We start from the raw sequence: 16,928 nt of genomic DNA on the forward strand, positions 1-16,928 counted from the left end.
GGCGACCCGGGTCACCTCGTCCGCAAACGACGACAACTGGTCCACCATCGTGTTCAGGGTGTGCGCGAGGCCCGCGACCTCGCCCCGGGCGTCGACGGTGATCTGCCGGGTGAGGTCGCCGCGGGCCACGGCCGCCGCGACCTCGGCGATGCTGCGAACCTGGGTGGTGAGGTTGCCGGCCATGACGTTGACCGAGTCGGTCAGGTCGCGCCAGACCCCGGAAACGCCCTTGACCTGCGCCTGGCCGCCTAGCTTGCCCTCGGTGCCGACCTCCTTGGCCATCCGGGTGACCTCGTCGGCGAACGCGGAGAGCTGGTCGACCATCGTGTTGACGGTCGACTTCAGTTCGTGGATCTCACCGCGGGCGTCCACCGTGATCTTCTGACTCAGATCACCCTGCGCAACCGCGGTGGTGACCTGAGCGATGTTACGGACCTGGCTGGTCAGGTTGCCCGCCATCGAGTTCACCGACTCGGTGAGGTCCCGCCACACCCCCGAGACGCCCTTGACCTTGGCCTGCCCGCCCAGGTTGCCCTCGGTGCCCACCTCACGGGCGACCCGGGTCACCTCGTCCGCAAACGACGACAACTGGTCCACCATCGTGTTCACCGTGGTGCCGATCCGCAGGAACTCCCCGCGCACCGGCTGGCCGGCGATCTCCAACGCCATGTGCTGGGACAGGNCCCCCTCGGCCACCGCCGCTATGACCCGCGCCACCTCGTGGGTCGGCCGGGCCAGGTCGTCGATGAGGGAGTTCACCGCCTGCGTCATGTCGGACCAGCCGCCGGGGTTGCCCAGGTCCTCCATCCGCAGGGTGAGCCGACCGTCACGGCGGATCACCTTACTGACCCGGGCCAGCTCACGCGCGTGGCGCTCCTGGATGGCGGCCAGCTCGTCGAACTTGCGCACCACGTCACCGGCGTAGCCGTCCCGCGCCGCGAGGCGGGTCGAGAAGTCGCCCTCGCACAGGCGGGNCAGCCCNTGCAGGAGATCCGCGATCAGCTCGTCGGCGGCGGCCCGCGACGCCCGAGTGTCGTCCACGGGAAGGGATGCATGGGGCACGATGGTCGCGGTAGCGTCACCGCCTGGTGCATCCAGATCATGACGAGCCGAGGGTTGCGGGTCGTATGCGGGGCTCATTGGTCTCCTACCTGAGCTCAGTCGACACGATCGTCTCGGGTCCCGGGCCGGGCGGAGGGCCCGGGTCAAGGGCGGTCTCCCACGGGCACCGGCGTGGGGCGGCGTCGGTGGACAGGTGACACCAGCCGCCAGTATCCGCCTCACGATGGACAACGCAGGAGAGACTGAGTACATGTATGGCGCAGCAGGGGGTGGGACGATGCCGGCGCGCGCCATCGCGTTGCCACCGACGCCCGACTCCCCCCGGGCCGCCCGGCGCTTCCTGCTCGAGGCGTTGCACGGGCAGCTGGACGACGACCTGCTGGACTCCGCGCTTCTGCTCGTCACCGAGCTGGTCACCAATGTCGTCGTGCACGCGGGCACCTCGGCCACCGTGGAGGTGCGCGCGGACGGTGACGGCGTGCGGGTCGGGGTCACCGACCGGCATCCGGTCCGCATCGGCATGGCCCGGGTAAAGAAGGTCGAGGACGCTGACTTCGGCATCGACGGGCTGCGCGAGGACGGCCGCGGCCTCGCCCTCGTCGACGCGCTCGCGACGAGCTGGGGGACCGAGCACGGCCGCGGTGGCAAGACCGTCTGGTTCCGCCTGGAAACCGCCGGCGACGGCTCGCCCACCGCTGCTGTGACCAGTCCCGCTGTGGCTGTGACCTGTCCCGCGCCCCGCCCGGTACCGGCCCCCGTGGTACCGGCGCCGCGTCCGGTCCGGCTGATAGCCCGGGACACCGCCCGTGCCCTCACCGCCGAGGGCGAGGTCAGTGAGCTGCTCGCGCAGCTGGTGGACGCGCTCGCGGTCACCGCCGGGCTGGTGCGGCGTCCCGGGCGCGACGGCGGCCGGTCGGAGACCGTGGCCACGCTCGGGGCCGTCGGCCCGGTTACCGAGGCGCTCTTGTTCCCGCTGGATCCGACGCAGGAGAGCCTCGGCGAACTGCTGCTCTGGCCGGCGGCCGGCGGCCGCCCGAGTGGTTCGGGCGGCACCAGCGATTCGGGCGGCACCAGCGATTCGGGCGGAGTGGGTGTCCCCGGCGACGTCCGCCGGATGGATGCCGCCGCGGCGGCCGGGCTGGACCTGGAACGCATCCGCCTGACGACCCGATGGATGGCCCTGGCCCTCGGCGGCGGCGACATGCGACGCGCCGAGGAGCGCCGCATCGGGATGCTGTCCTTCCTCGCCGAGGCGTCCGATCTGCTGGCGGGCAGCCTGGACCTGAGCCGCTCGCTGGCGCTGCTCGCGCGGTTGCCGGTCCCGCGGCTGGCCCAGTGGTGCGCGGTGTACCTGCACCGGGAGAACGCCGATCCCGCCCTGTGGGCGGCGGCACACGCGGAGGAGAACGCGGCGGGCGCCCTCACCGCTGCCGCGGTCGACCCGGACGGCCCGTTGATGGCGGCGGTGCGCTCCGCGAGCGGAGACCGAGTGCGTTCACTGACCGCGCTCGGCGGACCGGCGCTCGTGATGGTGCTGCGGGCCCGGCGGCGGGTACTCGGGGTGCTCGCGCTCGGCCGCCCCGAGGGCAACGCCTTCGCCGCGGACGAGATCGATCTGCTCGCCGACCTCGCGCGCCGGGCCGCCTTCGCGGTCGACAACGCCCGGCTCTACAGCCGGCAGGTGGAACTGGCCGGCACGCTCCAGGCGGGTCTGCGCCCACCGGAGCTGCCGATGATCGAGGGACTGGATCTCGGTTCCGCCTACGGCGCCGCGCAGTCGGCGGGTCTCGACGTCGGCGGCGACTTCTTCGACCTGCTGTGGGGTCCGCTCGGCTGGACGATCGCCATCGGCGACGTCTGTGGCAAGGGTGCAGAGGCCGCCACCGTGACCGGGGTGGCCCGCGCCGTCCTGCGGCTGCTGACGGGCCGGGGTACGGAGCTCGGCGAGGTGCTGCTCGAGTTGAACCGGACCCTGCGCGACGCCGCGTCGTCTCATCCGAACGGGCAGAGTCGGTTCTGCACCCTGGCCGCCGCCACGATCATGGCGCCGGCCGGCGGACCCGCGGAGGGCGAGCCCGCCGACACCGACACCGACACCAGCACCAGCACCAGCACCAGCACCAGCACCAGCACCAGCACCAGCACCAGCACCAGCACCAGCACCAGCACCAGCACCAGCACCAGGATCCGACTGCGGCTGTTCCTCGCCGGCCATCCCCAGCCGGTGGTGCTGCACGCCGACGGGCGCGCCTCGCTCGTCGGTCGCCCGGGAACCCTGCTCGGCGTCCTCGACGACGACGAGGTCTCGTTTCCGGGGTTCGAGATCGTCCTGCGCCCGGGCGAGTCACTGGTCTTCTACACCGACGGGGTCATCGAGGCCCGCAATGGCGGGAAGCTGCTCGGCGAGGACCGGCTCCTCGACGCGATCGGGGGATGCGCAGGCCTGTCAGCGCAGGGGATCGCGGATCGCGTCCTGGCCGCCGCCGAGCGGTTTGCCGGCGGCAACCTGCGCGACGATGTCGCGATCCTCGTGGCGCGCGTGCCCGGCTGACCGGCATGATGGACGCTTCGGGGTACCTCCGAGGCGCCTCCGCTACGCCCGCGGGCGTCCCCCCGGGCCCCGCGGGCACGAAGGCCCACGGAAAGGAGGCGCCACCGGCACCGCACCGGATGCCAGATCGACATAGCCTCAAGAGGTGCGATCCGGAAACAGAGGCTTCAATCCCCACCCAGTGGGTAGAGCCACCTCGATATCCTCGCACAGGCTTGGTGGTCGATGAGCGCGTCTTCGGTCCCGATGGATGTGGTACGGCAGGCAACGTCCAGTTGCCCACCCGCAACCCACATACTCGCCGAGCTCCCCTATCTGCCCTCCGCCGTCCCGCAGGCCCGCAGGGTGCTCCGCGAGGGCATCCGGCTGGCGGACCTTCCCGAGGACCTGCGCGGCACCGCCGAGCTGCTCGTCAGCGAGCTCGTGACGAACGCGGTCAAATACGGGCAGCCGCCGCTGTGGCTGCTTATCGAGATACGGCCCGGTCTGATCCACGCGTCCGTGTCGGACACCTCGACGGTTCTGCCGCAGCGGCGTGAGGTCGCGCCGGACGCCGAGGGCGGTCGCGGCCTGCTGGTTCTCGACACGTTGGCGGGCAGCTGGGGGACGGTGGCGGTCGAGTCAGGGAAGTACCTGTGGTTCGACCTGCCCGTGCCGGTTCCGCCGGCGCCGGTGGTGGGTCGGCGGTCCGCCTCCGTCCCCGAAGCCGACGGCGCGGCCTCCCCGGGCGCCGGGAGCTCCTCGCTGCCCGAGGGGCCGTCGTCCGCCGACGGGTCGTCACCCGCCGAACCCACCGAACCTACCGAACCCACCGAACCCACCACTGTGACCCGCTCTGCCCCGGCCGCCCGGTACTCCCCACCGATCCGTCCCGCGCCACGTCCCCCGGCCGCCTCCGCATCGGCCCTGCTGTCGTCCGCCTTCGGGATGTCCCCCTTCCCGGTCCTGTCGAGGCGGCCGGGATCGGACCGTGCCGGATCAGGCCGCACCGGAGCGGCACGCGCGGGTTGGGAGGCGGCCCGGCCAAACGACGCCGAGGCGGCCGTCACGATCATCACCAACGGCCCCTGACGCCGTCACGTCATTCCCCGCCCGGCCCTCCCCCGCAGCGGATGGGTCCGGCATGGTTGGCGAATCACCCGATCAGCGGCTCAGCGGCTCAGCGGGTCAGCGGGTCAGCGCAGAGGTTCTGTGACGCCGGTTACAAAAGGGCGTGCGCTACTTGAAAAGCAATGCGGCACTGAATCGTGACGCCGCGTGACGTCACGATCGTCCAAGCGGGCCTCGCCCCGCCGCGGGCCACGTCCCGTCAGACGACGGACGTCCATCCCTGCCCGACGACGCACCGCCAGATGCGGCCACCCGAACCGGTCGAGCCCCCGATGACGAGCTGGCCCGTGGTCACGCAGTCGGCGGGCTGCGGATCGGTGACGCTGATCCGCACCCAGGGATGCAGGATGTCGTTGCCCTGGTGGACGTTGAAGTTGTCCCCGAACACGCCGGCGCCGCCGGCCTTGTTGACGGCGAAGATGGGTTGGTTCAGATGGTCGTAGACGATGAACAGCTGGCCGTTGGGCCCGCCCGTCGACTGGATACGAAGCCCCTCAGCGCTCTGGTTGGTCGCCCGGAACACCCAGGGGTTGCCGGTGAAACCGCTCTGCGCGTAGGCGTAGCCACCGCCGCCGAGCAGCCCGCCGACAAGGGTCGCCGCGCCGAGCACGCTGATGGTCCTGAGACGATGTAGGTACGAAAACATGGGTCTTCTCCCCGATCGATACTCCCGGCCGTGTCCTGATGTGACTCCCGATCGGCAGTCACGGCTGATCTGATAGGAATGCCACTATAGATTGCTAGTTATCTATTCATTGTGACAGAAGTCCTACTTTTGACCAGCCGAACGGGCCAGAACCACGACACATCGGCCCCCGCCGTCCGCAATGTCCCGTTTGGGNGCCAAGTCGATAAACACTGCGTATCGCCCCATCAACAGATTGTCAATAACCCGAAAAATGCGACTTGGAGTAATATTGTCTAGAATGTCAGAAATAACTGCCATGGCGGCTGGAGCGATGAGCTTGAACCTGGTGCTACCTGGTGCTGAAGGAACATTCCTCTCCCGGGTATCCGATCAGCTCGACCGATCGGTGGGGAACGGAGCATGCCGTGTTCCCCGAAGCTCGATGCGCCGGGCCCGGGGGTGGCCGAGGAAATCCGGCAGTGCGAACTCGTAGCCGTACGCACCCGCCATGGGGAAGACGACGACGTCACCCGGCCGCACCCGATCGACCGTGATGTCACGGGCGAGGGTGTCCTCCGGCGTGCACAGCTCCCCGACCACCGTCACCGGACGACCTTCGACCACCGCCTCCCGCGTGTGCTCCGGCTCCGGCCCACCGTTCCGGCCCGATCTCTCCACGACGGCGAAGTTATGGACGATCTCCCACGATGTCGGCAGCGCGAAATGATGAATTCCGCCACGCAGAATCACGAATTCCGTCCCGTAGGAATGTTTGACGTCGATCACCTCGGCGGCGTACCAGCCGGAGTCGGCCACCAGCATCCGCCCCGGCTCGAAGATTACCCGAGTTCCGTCCGGCACCGGCAGCGAACTTAGTCCCTCACCAAATCGGATTAGGTCAAAGGGCCGGTCACCGCGCCGGTCCGGTTCGAACGGAACCCCGAATCCACCGCCCACGTCGACCATCCGCAGCTCGATCCCGGCCACGGCAGCCGTCCGGACGGCGAAATCGAGACACCACCGGACGTAGCCCAGATGGGCGGCGGCATCGAGATTGCCGGACACTGCGTGGACATGGAATCCGACGACGTCGATATGGGCCAGATCCGCCGCGAGTTCGAGCGCGGCGGGGACCTCCGTTTCGGGGATGCCAAACGCACTCGGCCGACCGCCCATTTGGAGGGAGCCTGCCAGGCCTACCTGGGCCGGGTTGACGCGCACCGCCGCCCGCACCCGACGGCCGAGCCGGGCCGCGACGGCGTCCAGGCGGCGCAGTTCGCCGAAGCTCTCGACGTTGACGACGTCGACGTCGGCCGAGACCAGCGCGGTAAGCAGGGTCATCGACTTTCCCGGTCCGGATGCGACCAGGCGGGGACGTCGGGCGGAGTCGACCCGGCCGTACGCTGCCTGCGCCAGGCGCACCTCGTGCGCGGAGGAGACCTCGAAACCGTCGATGCCCCGACCGCTGGCGCCGGTCCTGGCGTCGCTCCTGGCGTCGGTCGGGGTGGCGCCCGGGCTGGAGTCACTCCGTTCCCGCCCCGACCGAGGGATGTCCGGACCGGTCCCACGCAACAGGGCGTCGAGTATCGGCGGAAAGCTGTTGGCCTTGACCGCGTAGCAGACCTCCGCCCACATGGGCAGGCAGGCCCGCAGCGCCGCGGCGTTCCGCGCGGCCGCCGCCGGGTCGTAAAAGTAGGCGCTGACCTCTCCGGCGCCGGCCGGCCAGGCACGCACCGCGGTCAACACCGGACGGGGGAGGCTTTCGGCGGGCAGGGCGCGCAGCGGCGCGGCCGAGGGCGGCAGGTCCACCAGATCGACTCCTCACTCCAATCAGTCGTCACTCCATCAGTCGTCCGAGACTCCATCAGTTGTCCGAGCTCAGCCGCGTCCCTCGCCAGGGACAGGACAATCCCCTCTGCCGCCAGGCGCACTGCCGCCAGGCGCACTGCCGCCAGGCGCACTGCCGCCAGGCGCACAGGAGCGATGGCGTGTGGCGCGGGCTGCCGAGTGCGGACGCATGGTCCAGAAGGGTGGTCCAGACAGTGGTCTCGGATGGGTGGTCTCCACCTGGACCCGACGCTGTCGGTTAGCCCGATGGTGGGGCGACGAAACACGGATCGGATCCGCAAACGGTGCCTGATACATCACACGGNCCGCANCCGGCTTCCGTGCCGCCGGACGGTCGNGGGACGTTCGTCACCGCCATAACCGGTTGTCTGATTCTGATCAACGGGCGTGTAGTGGACATGCCGCAAACACCACAGCCTGAGGCCGATGTTTCTGCCGCAACCCGACTCCCCCGGACGGACTATGAAGAGACCACCACGTCTGCTTGGCACCACCATAACCTTGCGCGGAGCAACCATGGTGCGACTGGCTTAAGTTAGGCTTCCCTCAATCAGCCTGCGCGAAAGGGAGTCGCCCGCGATGACGGTTTCCGCTCGTGACGCCGCCGGCGGCTCAGCCGGCCGCACGGCGCCCCCCGCGACCGTGCCTTCCGTAACCACGAGAGCCACGACGACGCCCCCTGCGACCACGACCCCCCCGACCACGACCCCCCCGACCACGACCCCCGTCGCCGCCAGGTCCACGCCTGCAGCCCCCACCACGGGTCCCAGGTCCGCACCCACGGACGCCGCGAACCCGGCCACGATCCTCGCGCGTCAGCGTCAGCGCGAATCGGCGGCACGGACCTATGCGCGGACCCTCCCGATCGTGCCTGTCCGGGCGTCCGGAACCATGGTTCTCGGCGCGGATGGCCGCCGCTACCTGGACTGCCTGGCCGGCGCCGGAACGCTCGCGCTGGGACACAACCATCCGGTGGTAACCGAGGCGATCACATCGATGCTTGCCCGAGGCGCCCCGTTGCACACGCTCGACCTCGCCACCCCCGAGAAGGACGCCTTCACCGACGAACTCCGTGGCTGCCTGCCGGCCGGCATGGGGAGCGATGTGAAGTTGCACTTCTGCGGCCCGAGCGGCGCCGACGCGGTCGAGGCGGCCATCAAGCTCGCGCAGACGGTGACGGGCAACCAGACCATCCTCGCGTTCACCGGTGGATACCACGGAATGACGGCGGGTGCCCTGGCCGTGACCGGGAACGTCGCCGTCAAAGATCCTCTGCCGCCATCGACATCCGTCGTACGGCTGCCGTTCCCCTTCCCCTACCGGTGCCCGTTCGGGGTGGGGTCCGGTCGCGCCCCCGGTCCGGACGGTGCCGAGTTGTCCGCCCGCTACATCGAACGTCTCCTCGATGACCCGGCCGGAGGGGTAGTCAGGCCGGCGGCACTGATCGTAGAACCGGTTCAGGGTGAGGGCGGGGTGGNTCCCGCTCCTGACGGCTGGCTCCGCGCCATCCGCGAGATCACCCGTCGCCGCGGCATCCCACTGATCCTGGACGAGGTCCAGACGGGAGTCGGTCGCACCGGGAAGTACTGGGCCGCGCAGCACAGCGGCATCACCCCCGACATCATCGTCATGTCCAAGGCGATCGGCGGCGGGCTGCCACTGGCCGTCATCGCCTACCGGTCTGAGCTGGACACCTGGGCGCCCGGGGCACATACCGGCACCTTCCGTGGAAACCAGCTGGCGATGGCCGCGGGCCATGCCACGCTGCGCCTGGTGCGAGAGGACCGTCTCGACGAACGCGCCGCCCGACTCGGCACGCGCCTACTCACCGGCCTGGCAGAGATCGCCCGGAACCGGCCGCAGGTGGGCGACGTACGCGGCCGCGGGCTGATGCTCGGCGCCGAGATGGTCGATCCGACCGCAGCCCCGGACCTCGTCGGCGCGCATCCCGCCGACGCGAGACTCGCCGGTCTGGTACGTGCCGAATGTCTGCGCCGCGGCCTGATCATCGAGCTCGGTGGGCNGCACGGCGCGGTCGTCCGGCTGTTGCCACCGCTGATCCTCAGCGATGAGGAGGGCGATCGCGTCCTCGCGATCCTCGCCGACGCCATCGATGCCGCCGTCCGCAGGCTCTCCGTCCACGCGGCTTTGGGACACCCACCCGCCGATCAGGCCCACGTCCGGTTCGGATCCGCCGGATGATCCCCCCGCGCAGCCCTGACACACCTGTCGCCACCGCGCCGGCCGGAGAGTCCGCACCAGCCGGAAAGCCCACGTCGGCGGAGGAACGGGGGCGGAGGAACGGGGGGTCCACGGACGGTCCACGGAGGCGGGAGATCCCCATCCTCCCGGGGCTACGGCCGATGGTCGATCTCGCGTTGGCCGCCCTCGACGATGGCCGCCGGATCCGCGGCGGCCCGCTGCCCGCCGGTGGTCCACCGGTGGTGCGCGCCATGACCAGAGCTGCCCTCGGCCTGACTCCGGCCGATCCGGCCCCGGCCGATCCGGCCCCGGCCGATCCGGCCCCCCCGGACAGTACAGGGACCCTGCTACCGAGGACCGGAATCGGCCCGTCGGCCGCGCTGACCGGCCTGGTCGAAGCCCTGGCCGCCGGTTCCGCGGACCCGGCGGACCCGTGGTGCGCCGCCCATTTGCACTGCCCTCCGCTGGCGGTCGCGGTCGCCGCCGACCTCGCCGTGAGCGCCCTCAATCCGTCCCTGGACTCCTGGGACCAGGCTCCCGCGGCCACGACGATCGAGACCGAGGTCGTCGCGACCCTGGCCGCACTGGTCGGCTTCGATCCGGACCGGGCCACCGGCACGATCACCACCGGTGGGACCGAATCGAACCTGATGGGCCTGTTCCTCGGTCGGGACGCGGCCCGCCGTGGCCCGACCGGGCAAGACGCTTTGGGCCCGGCCGCCCCAGGTCACGATGCCGGGCACCAAGGAGGCCCCGGGCACCGAGGAGCGGACCGGCCGGCACCTCGGGTGTTCCGTTCGGCGGCGGCACACTTCTCGATTGATCGGGCGGCGTCCCTGCTCGCGATCGACGCGCCTCCGGTGCTGGTCATCGAGACCGACGACCGGCACCGGATGCGCGTCGAGGCGCTCCGTCACGCCCTGGCCGCGCACGCCGGGCCGGCCATCGTCGTGGCCACCGCTGGTACCACCGATGCGGGCGCGGTCGACCCGCTTCGGCAGATCGCCGCGGTGGTCGAGGAACATCGCCTCCGGTTAGGTGGGTCGCAGGACCCGAGCAGGCCATCGGGCATGGAGGCAAGGTCCGGCAGGGCGGCCTGCTGGTTTCACGTGGACGCCGCCCACGGCGGCGGCGCGTTGCTGTCCGAGCGGCTGGCCGGCCTGCTGGACGGACTCGACCTCGCAGATTCGGTCGCACTGGATCTGCACAAACTCGGCTGGCAGCCGGCGCCGGCCGGGGTCTTCCTCACCGCCCGCGACGACGGCTGGGCCAGCCTCGCGACACGGGCGGAGTACCTCAACCCGGAGGATGACGAGGCGGCCGGCTTCACCAGCCTGCTGGGCCGGTCGCTGCGGACCACCCGCCGCGCGGACGCCTTCCCCATCGCGGTCACCCTTCGGGCCCTCGGCCGCGACGGTCTCGGCGCCCGGGTGGATGCCTGCCATGATCTCGCGCAGCACGCGGCACGGACGGTGCGCGCCGACCCCCGTCTCGAACTCGCCTTCCCGGTAACACTCAGCACCCTCGTCTTCCGCTACCGGCCGCCACAGGCCATCTCGGATCCGACCGCGTCCGGCCCCACCGCATCCGGCCCCGCGGGCCCNCCCTCCCCCGACCGGGTGGACCGGATCAACGCCCGGCTGCGCCGGGAACTGCTCGTCGCCGGCCGGGCCGTCGTGGGGCGCACCCAACTCGGTCCCCGTCACGCGGTCTTCCTGAAGCTGACTCTGCTCAATCCCGACGCCACCACGGCGGACGTCGACGCGCTGCTCGGGCTGATCGCCGAGACCGGGGACGTCCTTGCCGCCGGTGGTTCCACCAGGGCCCGGCGGCGGTCGTGACCGGCGATCGACCGCAGTCCGAGGCCATCGCGGACGCGACCATCGCGGACGAGATCGTCACGGAGACTCTGCTGCGGTGCTGGGTGCGGGAGACAGGCGTCCGGTTACCGGCAGACGCCCGGACGCTCGGCATCGACCTACCCGCATCCGGCCTGTCCGTTCGGGCGACGTTGACGCACCACTCCCCGGCCGGATGGCACGGGTTCGGACCACCACGCCTGGTTTCCGCGGCCCGCGAACCAGCCCCGGTGGACGCGGGCCTGCTCGCCGCGCTGCTCGTCCGAGAGGTCGTCACGCGGGATGGGCTACCGCCGGCCCTCGGCGCCCAGGCGCTGGGAAGGATCATCGATTCCGCCGGCTGGATCGCGAGCTGCCTCGCGGCCCGCGGTCCCGGGCCGGACCCGGCCACCATCCCCCCGTTCCTCGCCGCGGAGCAGGCCCTGATCACCGGTCATCCGTTCCATCCGGCGGCCAAGAGTCGCCAGGGGGCTTCGCCGGAGGCACTGGCCACCTACTCTCCGGAAGTCGGCGGGTCCTTTGCGCTGCACTGGTTCGCAGCCCATCCCTCCGTGGTGACCGTCTCGGGCAGTACGACGACCCGCTCCGGAGGGCGGGACCAGGCCCTCGGCACGAACGGCCGGGGCCTGATCCGGCTGCTGGCGGATCTGGCCAGGGAAGACGCTGGGGCCGAGGAGCCGAAGTCCGACCTCTCGGCCGCGTCCGGTTCCGGACCAGACCGACATGGCCCACCCGGGCTCACGGGGTCCCCTCGGACCGGCGGACGCGATCGCCCGGACATTCCCGCCGGTTACGTCGTGGTACCCGCGCATCCCTGGCAGGCGGACGAGGTCAGCAGGCGGGAACCGGTCGCCGAGCTGCTTGCGGACGGCCGCCTGATCGACCTCGGGGTGTCCGGGCACCGGTGGTATCCCACCTCGTCGCTGCGTACCGTCTGGCGGCCGGAGATCCCGGTGATGCTCAAGCTCTCGCTGGGGATGCGGATCACCAACTCGCGCCGGGTGCTGCAGCTCGACGAGCTGCGGCTCGGCGCGATGACCGCGAGGCTGATCGACGCCGGTCTCGGCGCGGCGCTCGCCGCCCGACATCCGAACTTCCGCCTCATCGGGGAGCCCGGTTGGGTGGCCGTCACCCGACCGGGAGGGGAGGGTCGGCCCCGAACCGGCCCCGCAACACCGCTGCGGATCGGGTCCGGCGAGCGGCGCGACGGAGGGCGCGACGAGGACGGCGTCGGGCTGGAGACCGCCGTCCGGGTCAATCCGTTCGGGTCAGTCGACCGGGTGGTGTGCGCCGCGGCACTCATCGCGCCCAGGCCCGAGCGGACCACGGACAGCCGTGGCCGGGCCCGGACGGCGATGCTTCCCCGGATCCTCACGACGCTGGCTGGCTCGCTGAGCGATCCCCTCCCGACGCTGACCGACGCCTGGTTCGACCGTTACCTGACCGTGGTAGCCGCCCCGGTGGTGGACCTCTACCTGCATTTCGGGATCGGCGTCGAGGCCCACCTGCAGAACACCCTGGTCACCCTGGACGCGGCGGGCTGGCCGATCGCCGGCTGGTACCGCGACAGCCAGGGCTACTACGTGGCCACCTCCGCCACGGCGGAGGTGCAGCAGCTGCTGCCCGGCTTCGGTACCGGGCTCAACGCGATCTTCGATGACGCGCTGGTGGCCGAGAGGACCATCTACTACCTGTTCGTGAACAACGTCTTCGCCCTCGCCGGCGCGCTCGGGGTCGCGGGTGTCGCGGACGAGCGCCGCCTGCTCGGGCGGGTGCGTGGCCTGCTCCATCGGCTGGACGAGGATGGCCCACGCGGGNGGGGGCTGCGNCCNCCCGCCGCTCGCCGAGCACTGATCACCAGGCTGCTCGACTCCCCCACCCTGCCATGCAAGGCCAACCTGCGCACCTGCGTGGACGGGCGGGACGAACTGGTCGGACCGGTGGCCACTCAGTCGGTGTACGTGCCGATCCCCAACCCGCTCCTGGAGGCCTCGTGACCTTCCGCGCCCCGTCCACAGCTCGCGGCGAGCGCCCGCGTACCGTCGACGACGGATCGGCGTTCGCGGGTCTGCCGGCGGGGGGCGAACCGCCCTACGACGTGGTCGGGGNCGGGTTGGGGCCGTTCAACCTGTCGCTTGCGGCCCTGGCCGACGGGCTGCCCGGCCTGCGGGCCGTCTTCTTCGACCAGGCGCCGGCCTTCAGCTGGCATCCCGGCCTGCTGTTGGAAGGTACGACCCTGCAGGTGCCGTTCCTCGCCGATCTCGTCACCCTGATCGACCCGACCAGCAGATGGTCCTTCCTGGCGTACCTGCGCGAGCATGACCGGCTCTTCCGCTTCTATCTCTACGAACGGTTCCACATCCCCCGCCGGGAGTATGACGACTACTGCCGGTGGGTCGCCGACGGTCTCGACTCCNCCCACTTCGGCNCCCGTGTCGAGGCGGTCCGCTGGGANCCCGACNCCCGCCTGTTCCAAGTGACGATCGTCCAGCCCCACCGGTCCGATCAGGCAGGGCAGTCCGGCGCGTCCCCGACACGGGTGGTGACCGCTCGGCACCTGGTCCTCGGGATCGGAACCGAACCGATCATGCCGCTGGCCTTCGCGGGGATGCCGAACGGGCGGGCCTTCCATGCGGCCGAGTACCAGCAGCGGCGTTCCGCGCTGGCGGGGCTTTCCCGGGTCACGGTGGTCGGCTCCGGACAGTCCGGGGCGGAGGTGTTCGCGGATCTGCTCCGCGCACAACCGGTGACCGGCCATCAGCTGACCTGGATCACCCGCACCCCCGCCTTCGCACCGATGGAGTACTCCAAACTCGGCCTCGAACAGTTCACCCCCGACTTCGTCCGCTATTTCCACGGTCTGGAGCAGACGACCAAGGACACGCTCGTTCCGGCTCAGTGGCAGCTCTACAAGGGGATCGACGCGGACACCATCGCGGAGATCTACGACCTGCTGTACGAACGGACGATCGGCGGGGCGGACGTGGCGGCGACGCTGCTGCCGGGCGTCGTCGTGGAGACGGCCTCGCAGCGGGACCGGGGCGGTGAGATCACTCTCGGCTGCCGCCACCGCGATCAGAACCGCGCCTTTCCCGTCCACACCGACGCGGTGGTGCTTGCGACCGGATACGCCGCCCGCCGGCCGACCCTGCTCGATCCCATGGCCGGACTGATCGACGTCGACGACAGGGGCCGCTTCCGCGTCGACGCCCGGTACCGGGTGGCGACCGACGCCGGTCTGACCGGCCGTGTCTACGTCCAGAACGCGGAGCTGCACACGCACGGCGTCGTGACGCCCGACCTCGGCCTCGGTGCCTGGCGCGCCGCGGTCATCCTCGACGACCTGACCGGCGGCGACGCCTACCGGCTGCCGTCGCCGTCGGCGTTCACGACCTTCGGGGTCCCCACCCGGTCGGGCCAGCCTGACGGGAACGGCCAGGCCTTAGGCGAGCGGCGCGTACGGCCGCGCGATCCGGCCCCGACCAAGACGGCCGGGACGGCCGGGCGTTGACCACGTCATGGTCCGCGCCACCGCCCGCGGCACCGTCCCCGGGGCGGACCGGGTCGGCGGACCGATGGCGGCAGGCCGGCCGTGCCCTGCTGGCCAAGCTCATCGCCGAAATGGCCTACGAGGAGCTACTCAGTCCGCAACCCGACGAGCCAGCGGATGCCGCGGCCGGGCCGGCGGGCTCCCCGGGCGGGCCGCCACCCACTGCACCGGCACGGACGAGCGATCCCGCGGTGCGCGGCGTGACCCCGGACGGGCGCAGGCACCCCCCGATCGGACGGGGTCCCATCCAGGGTTACCGGCTCCGAGCCGGGGGCGTCACATACGCTTTCACCGCCCGACGTGGCACATTCGGGTCCTGGTGGATCGATGCCGCCACGCTGACCCGCTCGGTTACGCCGCCCGGCCCGGACGGCAGCCCCCCCGAACCGGGCACCGCACCGACCGTTCCGGGCACCGCACCGGCGGACGACCCGATCCGCTTTCTCCAGGACATGCAGGTCCTGCTCGGCTGGTCCGATCCGGTCCTCGCCGACGTGGTACGCGATCTGCTCGCCACCCAGGCAGCCGATCATCATCTGCTCGGAACGGCGATTCCCGCGGTGGATCTCGCCGATCTGCCGTTCGTCGCGCTCGATGGGTACCAGACCGGCCATCCCTGTCTCGTCGCGAACAAGGGACGGCTCGGTTTCGGCGCGGCCGCGGCCGTCTACGCCCCCGAGGCGCGCCGGCCCTTCCGACTGCGATGGGTGGCCGCACACCGCGCGATCGGGCGGTACAGCGCCATCGCCCCCAAGGCCATCGACCTTTCTGGCCAGGGCGCGCCGACCGTGCCCGACCTGCTCACCACGGAACTCGACGAGCAGACCCGCGCCCACTTCACCGATGTGCTCCGCGGCGCCCTGCCGGACGAGCCACGCCGGCCGGGCCCCGCNCCCCTCNCCNCCCCNCCCGCCGGACCACCCGCCGGTACGACGATCGCCGACTATGTCTGGCTACCCGTCCACCCGTGGCAGTGGGAGAACGTAATCGTGCCGCTCTATGCGGCCGAGATCGCCACCGGCCTGCTGGTACCGCTGGGCGAAGCACCGGACCGGTACCTGCCCCTGCAGGCGGTGCGCACCCTCGCCAACGTCGACCGGCCGGACCGGCGGAACGTCAAGCTCGCGCTGATGATCCGTAACACGCTGGTGTGGCGAGGGATGTCGGCGGCTGATGCCATCGCCGGGCCGGCGATGTCGAGCTGGCTGCTCGGGCTTCGCGACGCGGATCCCTTCCTGCGCGACGTGACCCGGGTTCTCCCGCTTCCGGAGGTCGCCGGCGCCACCGTCCGGCACCCGGCCTACGACGCCGTCCCCGACGCGCCCTACCGCCTCCACGAACTACTCGGCGTGCTCTGGCGTGATCCGGTGGAGCGGTTTCTCGACGGCGGGGAGCGGGCGCGCAGCCTCGCGTCCCTGCTGGCGGTCGGCTCCGACGGTCGGGCAGTCGTCGCCGAGCTCGTGGCCCGCTCGGGCCGGCCGGCGCACGACTGGCTCGCCGCGCTGTTCGCCGCTCTCCTGCCGCCGCTGCTGCACTACCTGTACCGGTACGGCGTGGCCTTCACGCCGCACGGCGAGAACGTCCTGTGCATCTTCGATGCCGAGGAGATGCCCCGCCGCATAGCCGTGAAGGACTTCGGCGCGGACATCGAACTGGTGTCCGGCGAGTTCCCCGAGCGGCGGGGGATGCCACCGGAGGCGGTCGAGCACTGCCGGCGGTGGCCCGGCCCGGTCCTGGCCCACTCCCTGCTCTCGGCGGTGTTCGCCGGGCACTTCCGCTTCTTCGCGGTGCTCGTGGCGGATCATCTCGATGTGGACGAGAACCAGTTCTGGCGGCTCGTGCGGGCGACGGTCGACCAGTACCACGCGAGGTTCCCGGCCCTGCGGGAGCGGTTCGCCTCGATCGATCTCCTCGGGCCGGCGTTCGGTCGGGTCTGCCTGAACCGCGAGCAGTTCGCGGGCGCCGGGTTCCACGATCGCGCCGACCGGGACGGAGGCTTCGACCTGATACACGGCGAGGTCGCGAACCCACTGCACGATGTGTCCACCCTCACGACGGGCCCGGCGCGACCGGCAGCCCCGACGGAACCGGCGCCGCCTACGGCATGAACGGAGAACG

10 protein-coding genes are annotated in these 16,928 nt (G+C 71.3%); 7 read left to right on the top strand and 3 right to left on the bottom strand.

The window, feature by feature from the left end; all coding sequences use genetic code 11:
* A partial coding sequence (locus ALLO2_RS14405; RefSeq protein WP_157493406.1) for a HAMP domain-containing protein occupies positions 1 to 1,140 on the bottom strand: 1,140 nt, incomplete at its 3' end.
* 172 nt (positions 1,141 to 1,312) lie between these two features.
* Here ALLO2_RS14405 and ALLO2_RS14410 point away from each other — a divergent pair.
* Positions 1,313 to 3,613 carry a SpoIIE family protein phosphatase gene (locus ALLO2_RS14410; RefSeq protein ID WP_035732678.1) on the top strand — a complete coding sequence of 767 codons (2,301 nt, stop codon included), beginning with the start codon at positions 1,313 to 1,315 and terminating at the stop codon, positions 3,611 to 3,613.
* Between the two features lie 225 nt (positions 3,614 to 3,838).
* Positions 3,839 to 4,684: an ATP-binding protein gene (locus tag ALLO2_RS14415; RefSeq protein ID WP_011438421.1), complete on the top strand. Its 846-nt coding sequence runs from the start codon at positions 3,839 to 3,841 to the stop codon at positions 4,682 to 4,684.
* A gap of 238 nt (positions 4,685 to 4,922) precedes the next feature.
* Here ALLO2_RS14415 and ALLO2_RS14420 read toward each other — a convergent pair whose 3' ends face one another.
* Together ALLO2_RS14420 and ALLO2_RS14425 are read right to left on the bottom strand one after the other, a co-directional pair.
* Positions 4,923 to 5,369, bottom strand: a complete 447-nt coding sequence (locus ALLO2_RS14420) for a hypothetical protein (protein ID WP_011438422.1) — start codon at positions 5,367 to 5,369, stop codon at positions 4,923 to 4,925.
* 372 nt (positions 5,370 to 5,741) lie between these two features.
* Positions 5,742 to 7,160 (bottom strand): diaminopimelate decarboxylase, encoded by a 1,419-nt coding sequence (locus tag ALLO2_RS14425; protein ID WP_023840993.1) that lies wholly within the window; start codon positions 7,158 to 7,160, stop codon positions 5,742 to 5,744.
* Between the two features lie 618 nt (positions 7,161 to 7,778).
* Here ALLO2_RS14425 and ALLO2_RS14430 point away from each other — a divergent pair.
* The 5 genes from ALLO2_RS14430 to ALLO2_RS14450 all read left to right on the top strand — a co-directional run bounded on the left by ALLO2_RS14430 (position 7,779) and on the right by ALLO2_RS14450 (position 16,918).
* Positions 7,779 to 9,401, top strand: coding sequence for a diaminobutyrate--2-oxoglutarate transaminase family protein (locus ALLO2_RS14430; RefSeq protein ID WP_035732680.1), 1,623 nt, complete (start codon positions 7,779 to 7,781; stop codon positions 9,399 to 9,401).
* Positions 9,402 to 9,562: 161 nt separating this feature from the next.
* The gene (locus ALLO2_RS14435) at positions 9,563 to 11,242 is read left to right on the top strand and encodes a pyridoxal-dependent decarboxylase (RefSeq protein WP_051875276.1); all 1,680 of its coding nucleotides are present in this window, start codon (positions 9,563 to 9,565) and stop codon (positions 11,240 to 11,242) included.
* Positions 11,239 to 13,257 carry an IucA/IucC family siderophore biosynthesis protein gene (locus tag ALLO2_RS14440; RefSeq protein ID WP_035732682.1) on the top strand — a complete coding sequence of 673 codons (2,019 nt, stop codon included), beginning with the start codon at positions 11,239 to 11,241 and terminating at the stop codon, positions 13,255 to 13,257. Before ALLO2_RS14435 ends, ALLO2_RS14440 begins: the two co-directional genes overlap by 4 nt.
* Positions 13,258 to 13,328: 71 nt before the next feature.
* The gene (locus ALLO2_RS14445) at positions 13,329 to 14,771 is read left to right on the top strand and encodes a SidA/IucD/PvdA family monooxygenase (RefSeq protein ID WP_035732725.1); all 1,443 of its coding nucleotides are present in this window, start codon (positions 13,329 to 13,331) and stop codon (positions 14,769 to 14,771) included.
* Positions 14,768 to 16,918: an IucA/IucC family siderophore biosynthesis protein gene (locus ALLO2_RS14450; RefSeq protein WP_035732684.1), complete on the top strand. Its 2,151-nt coding sequence runs from the start codon at positions 14,768 to 14,770 to the stop codon at positions 16,916 to 16,918. The genes ALLO2_RS14445 and ALLO2_RS14450 overlap by 4 nt, the downstream gene beginning before the upstream one ends.
* The last annotated feature ends 10 nt before the right edge of the window (positions 16,919 to 16,928 follow it).

Source organism: Frankia sp. Allo2, from assembly GCF_000733325.1.
GTDB lineage: Bacteria > Actinomycetota > Actinomycetes > Frankiales > Frankiaceae > Frankia > Frankia casuarinae.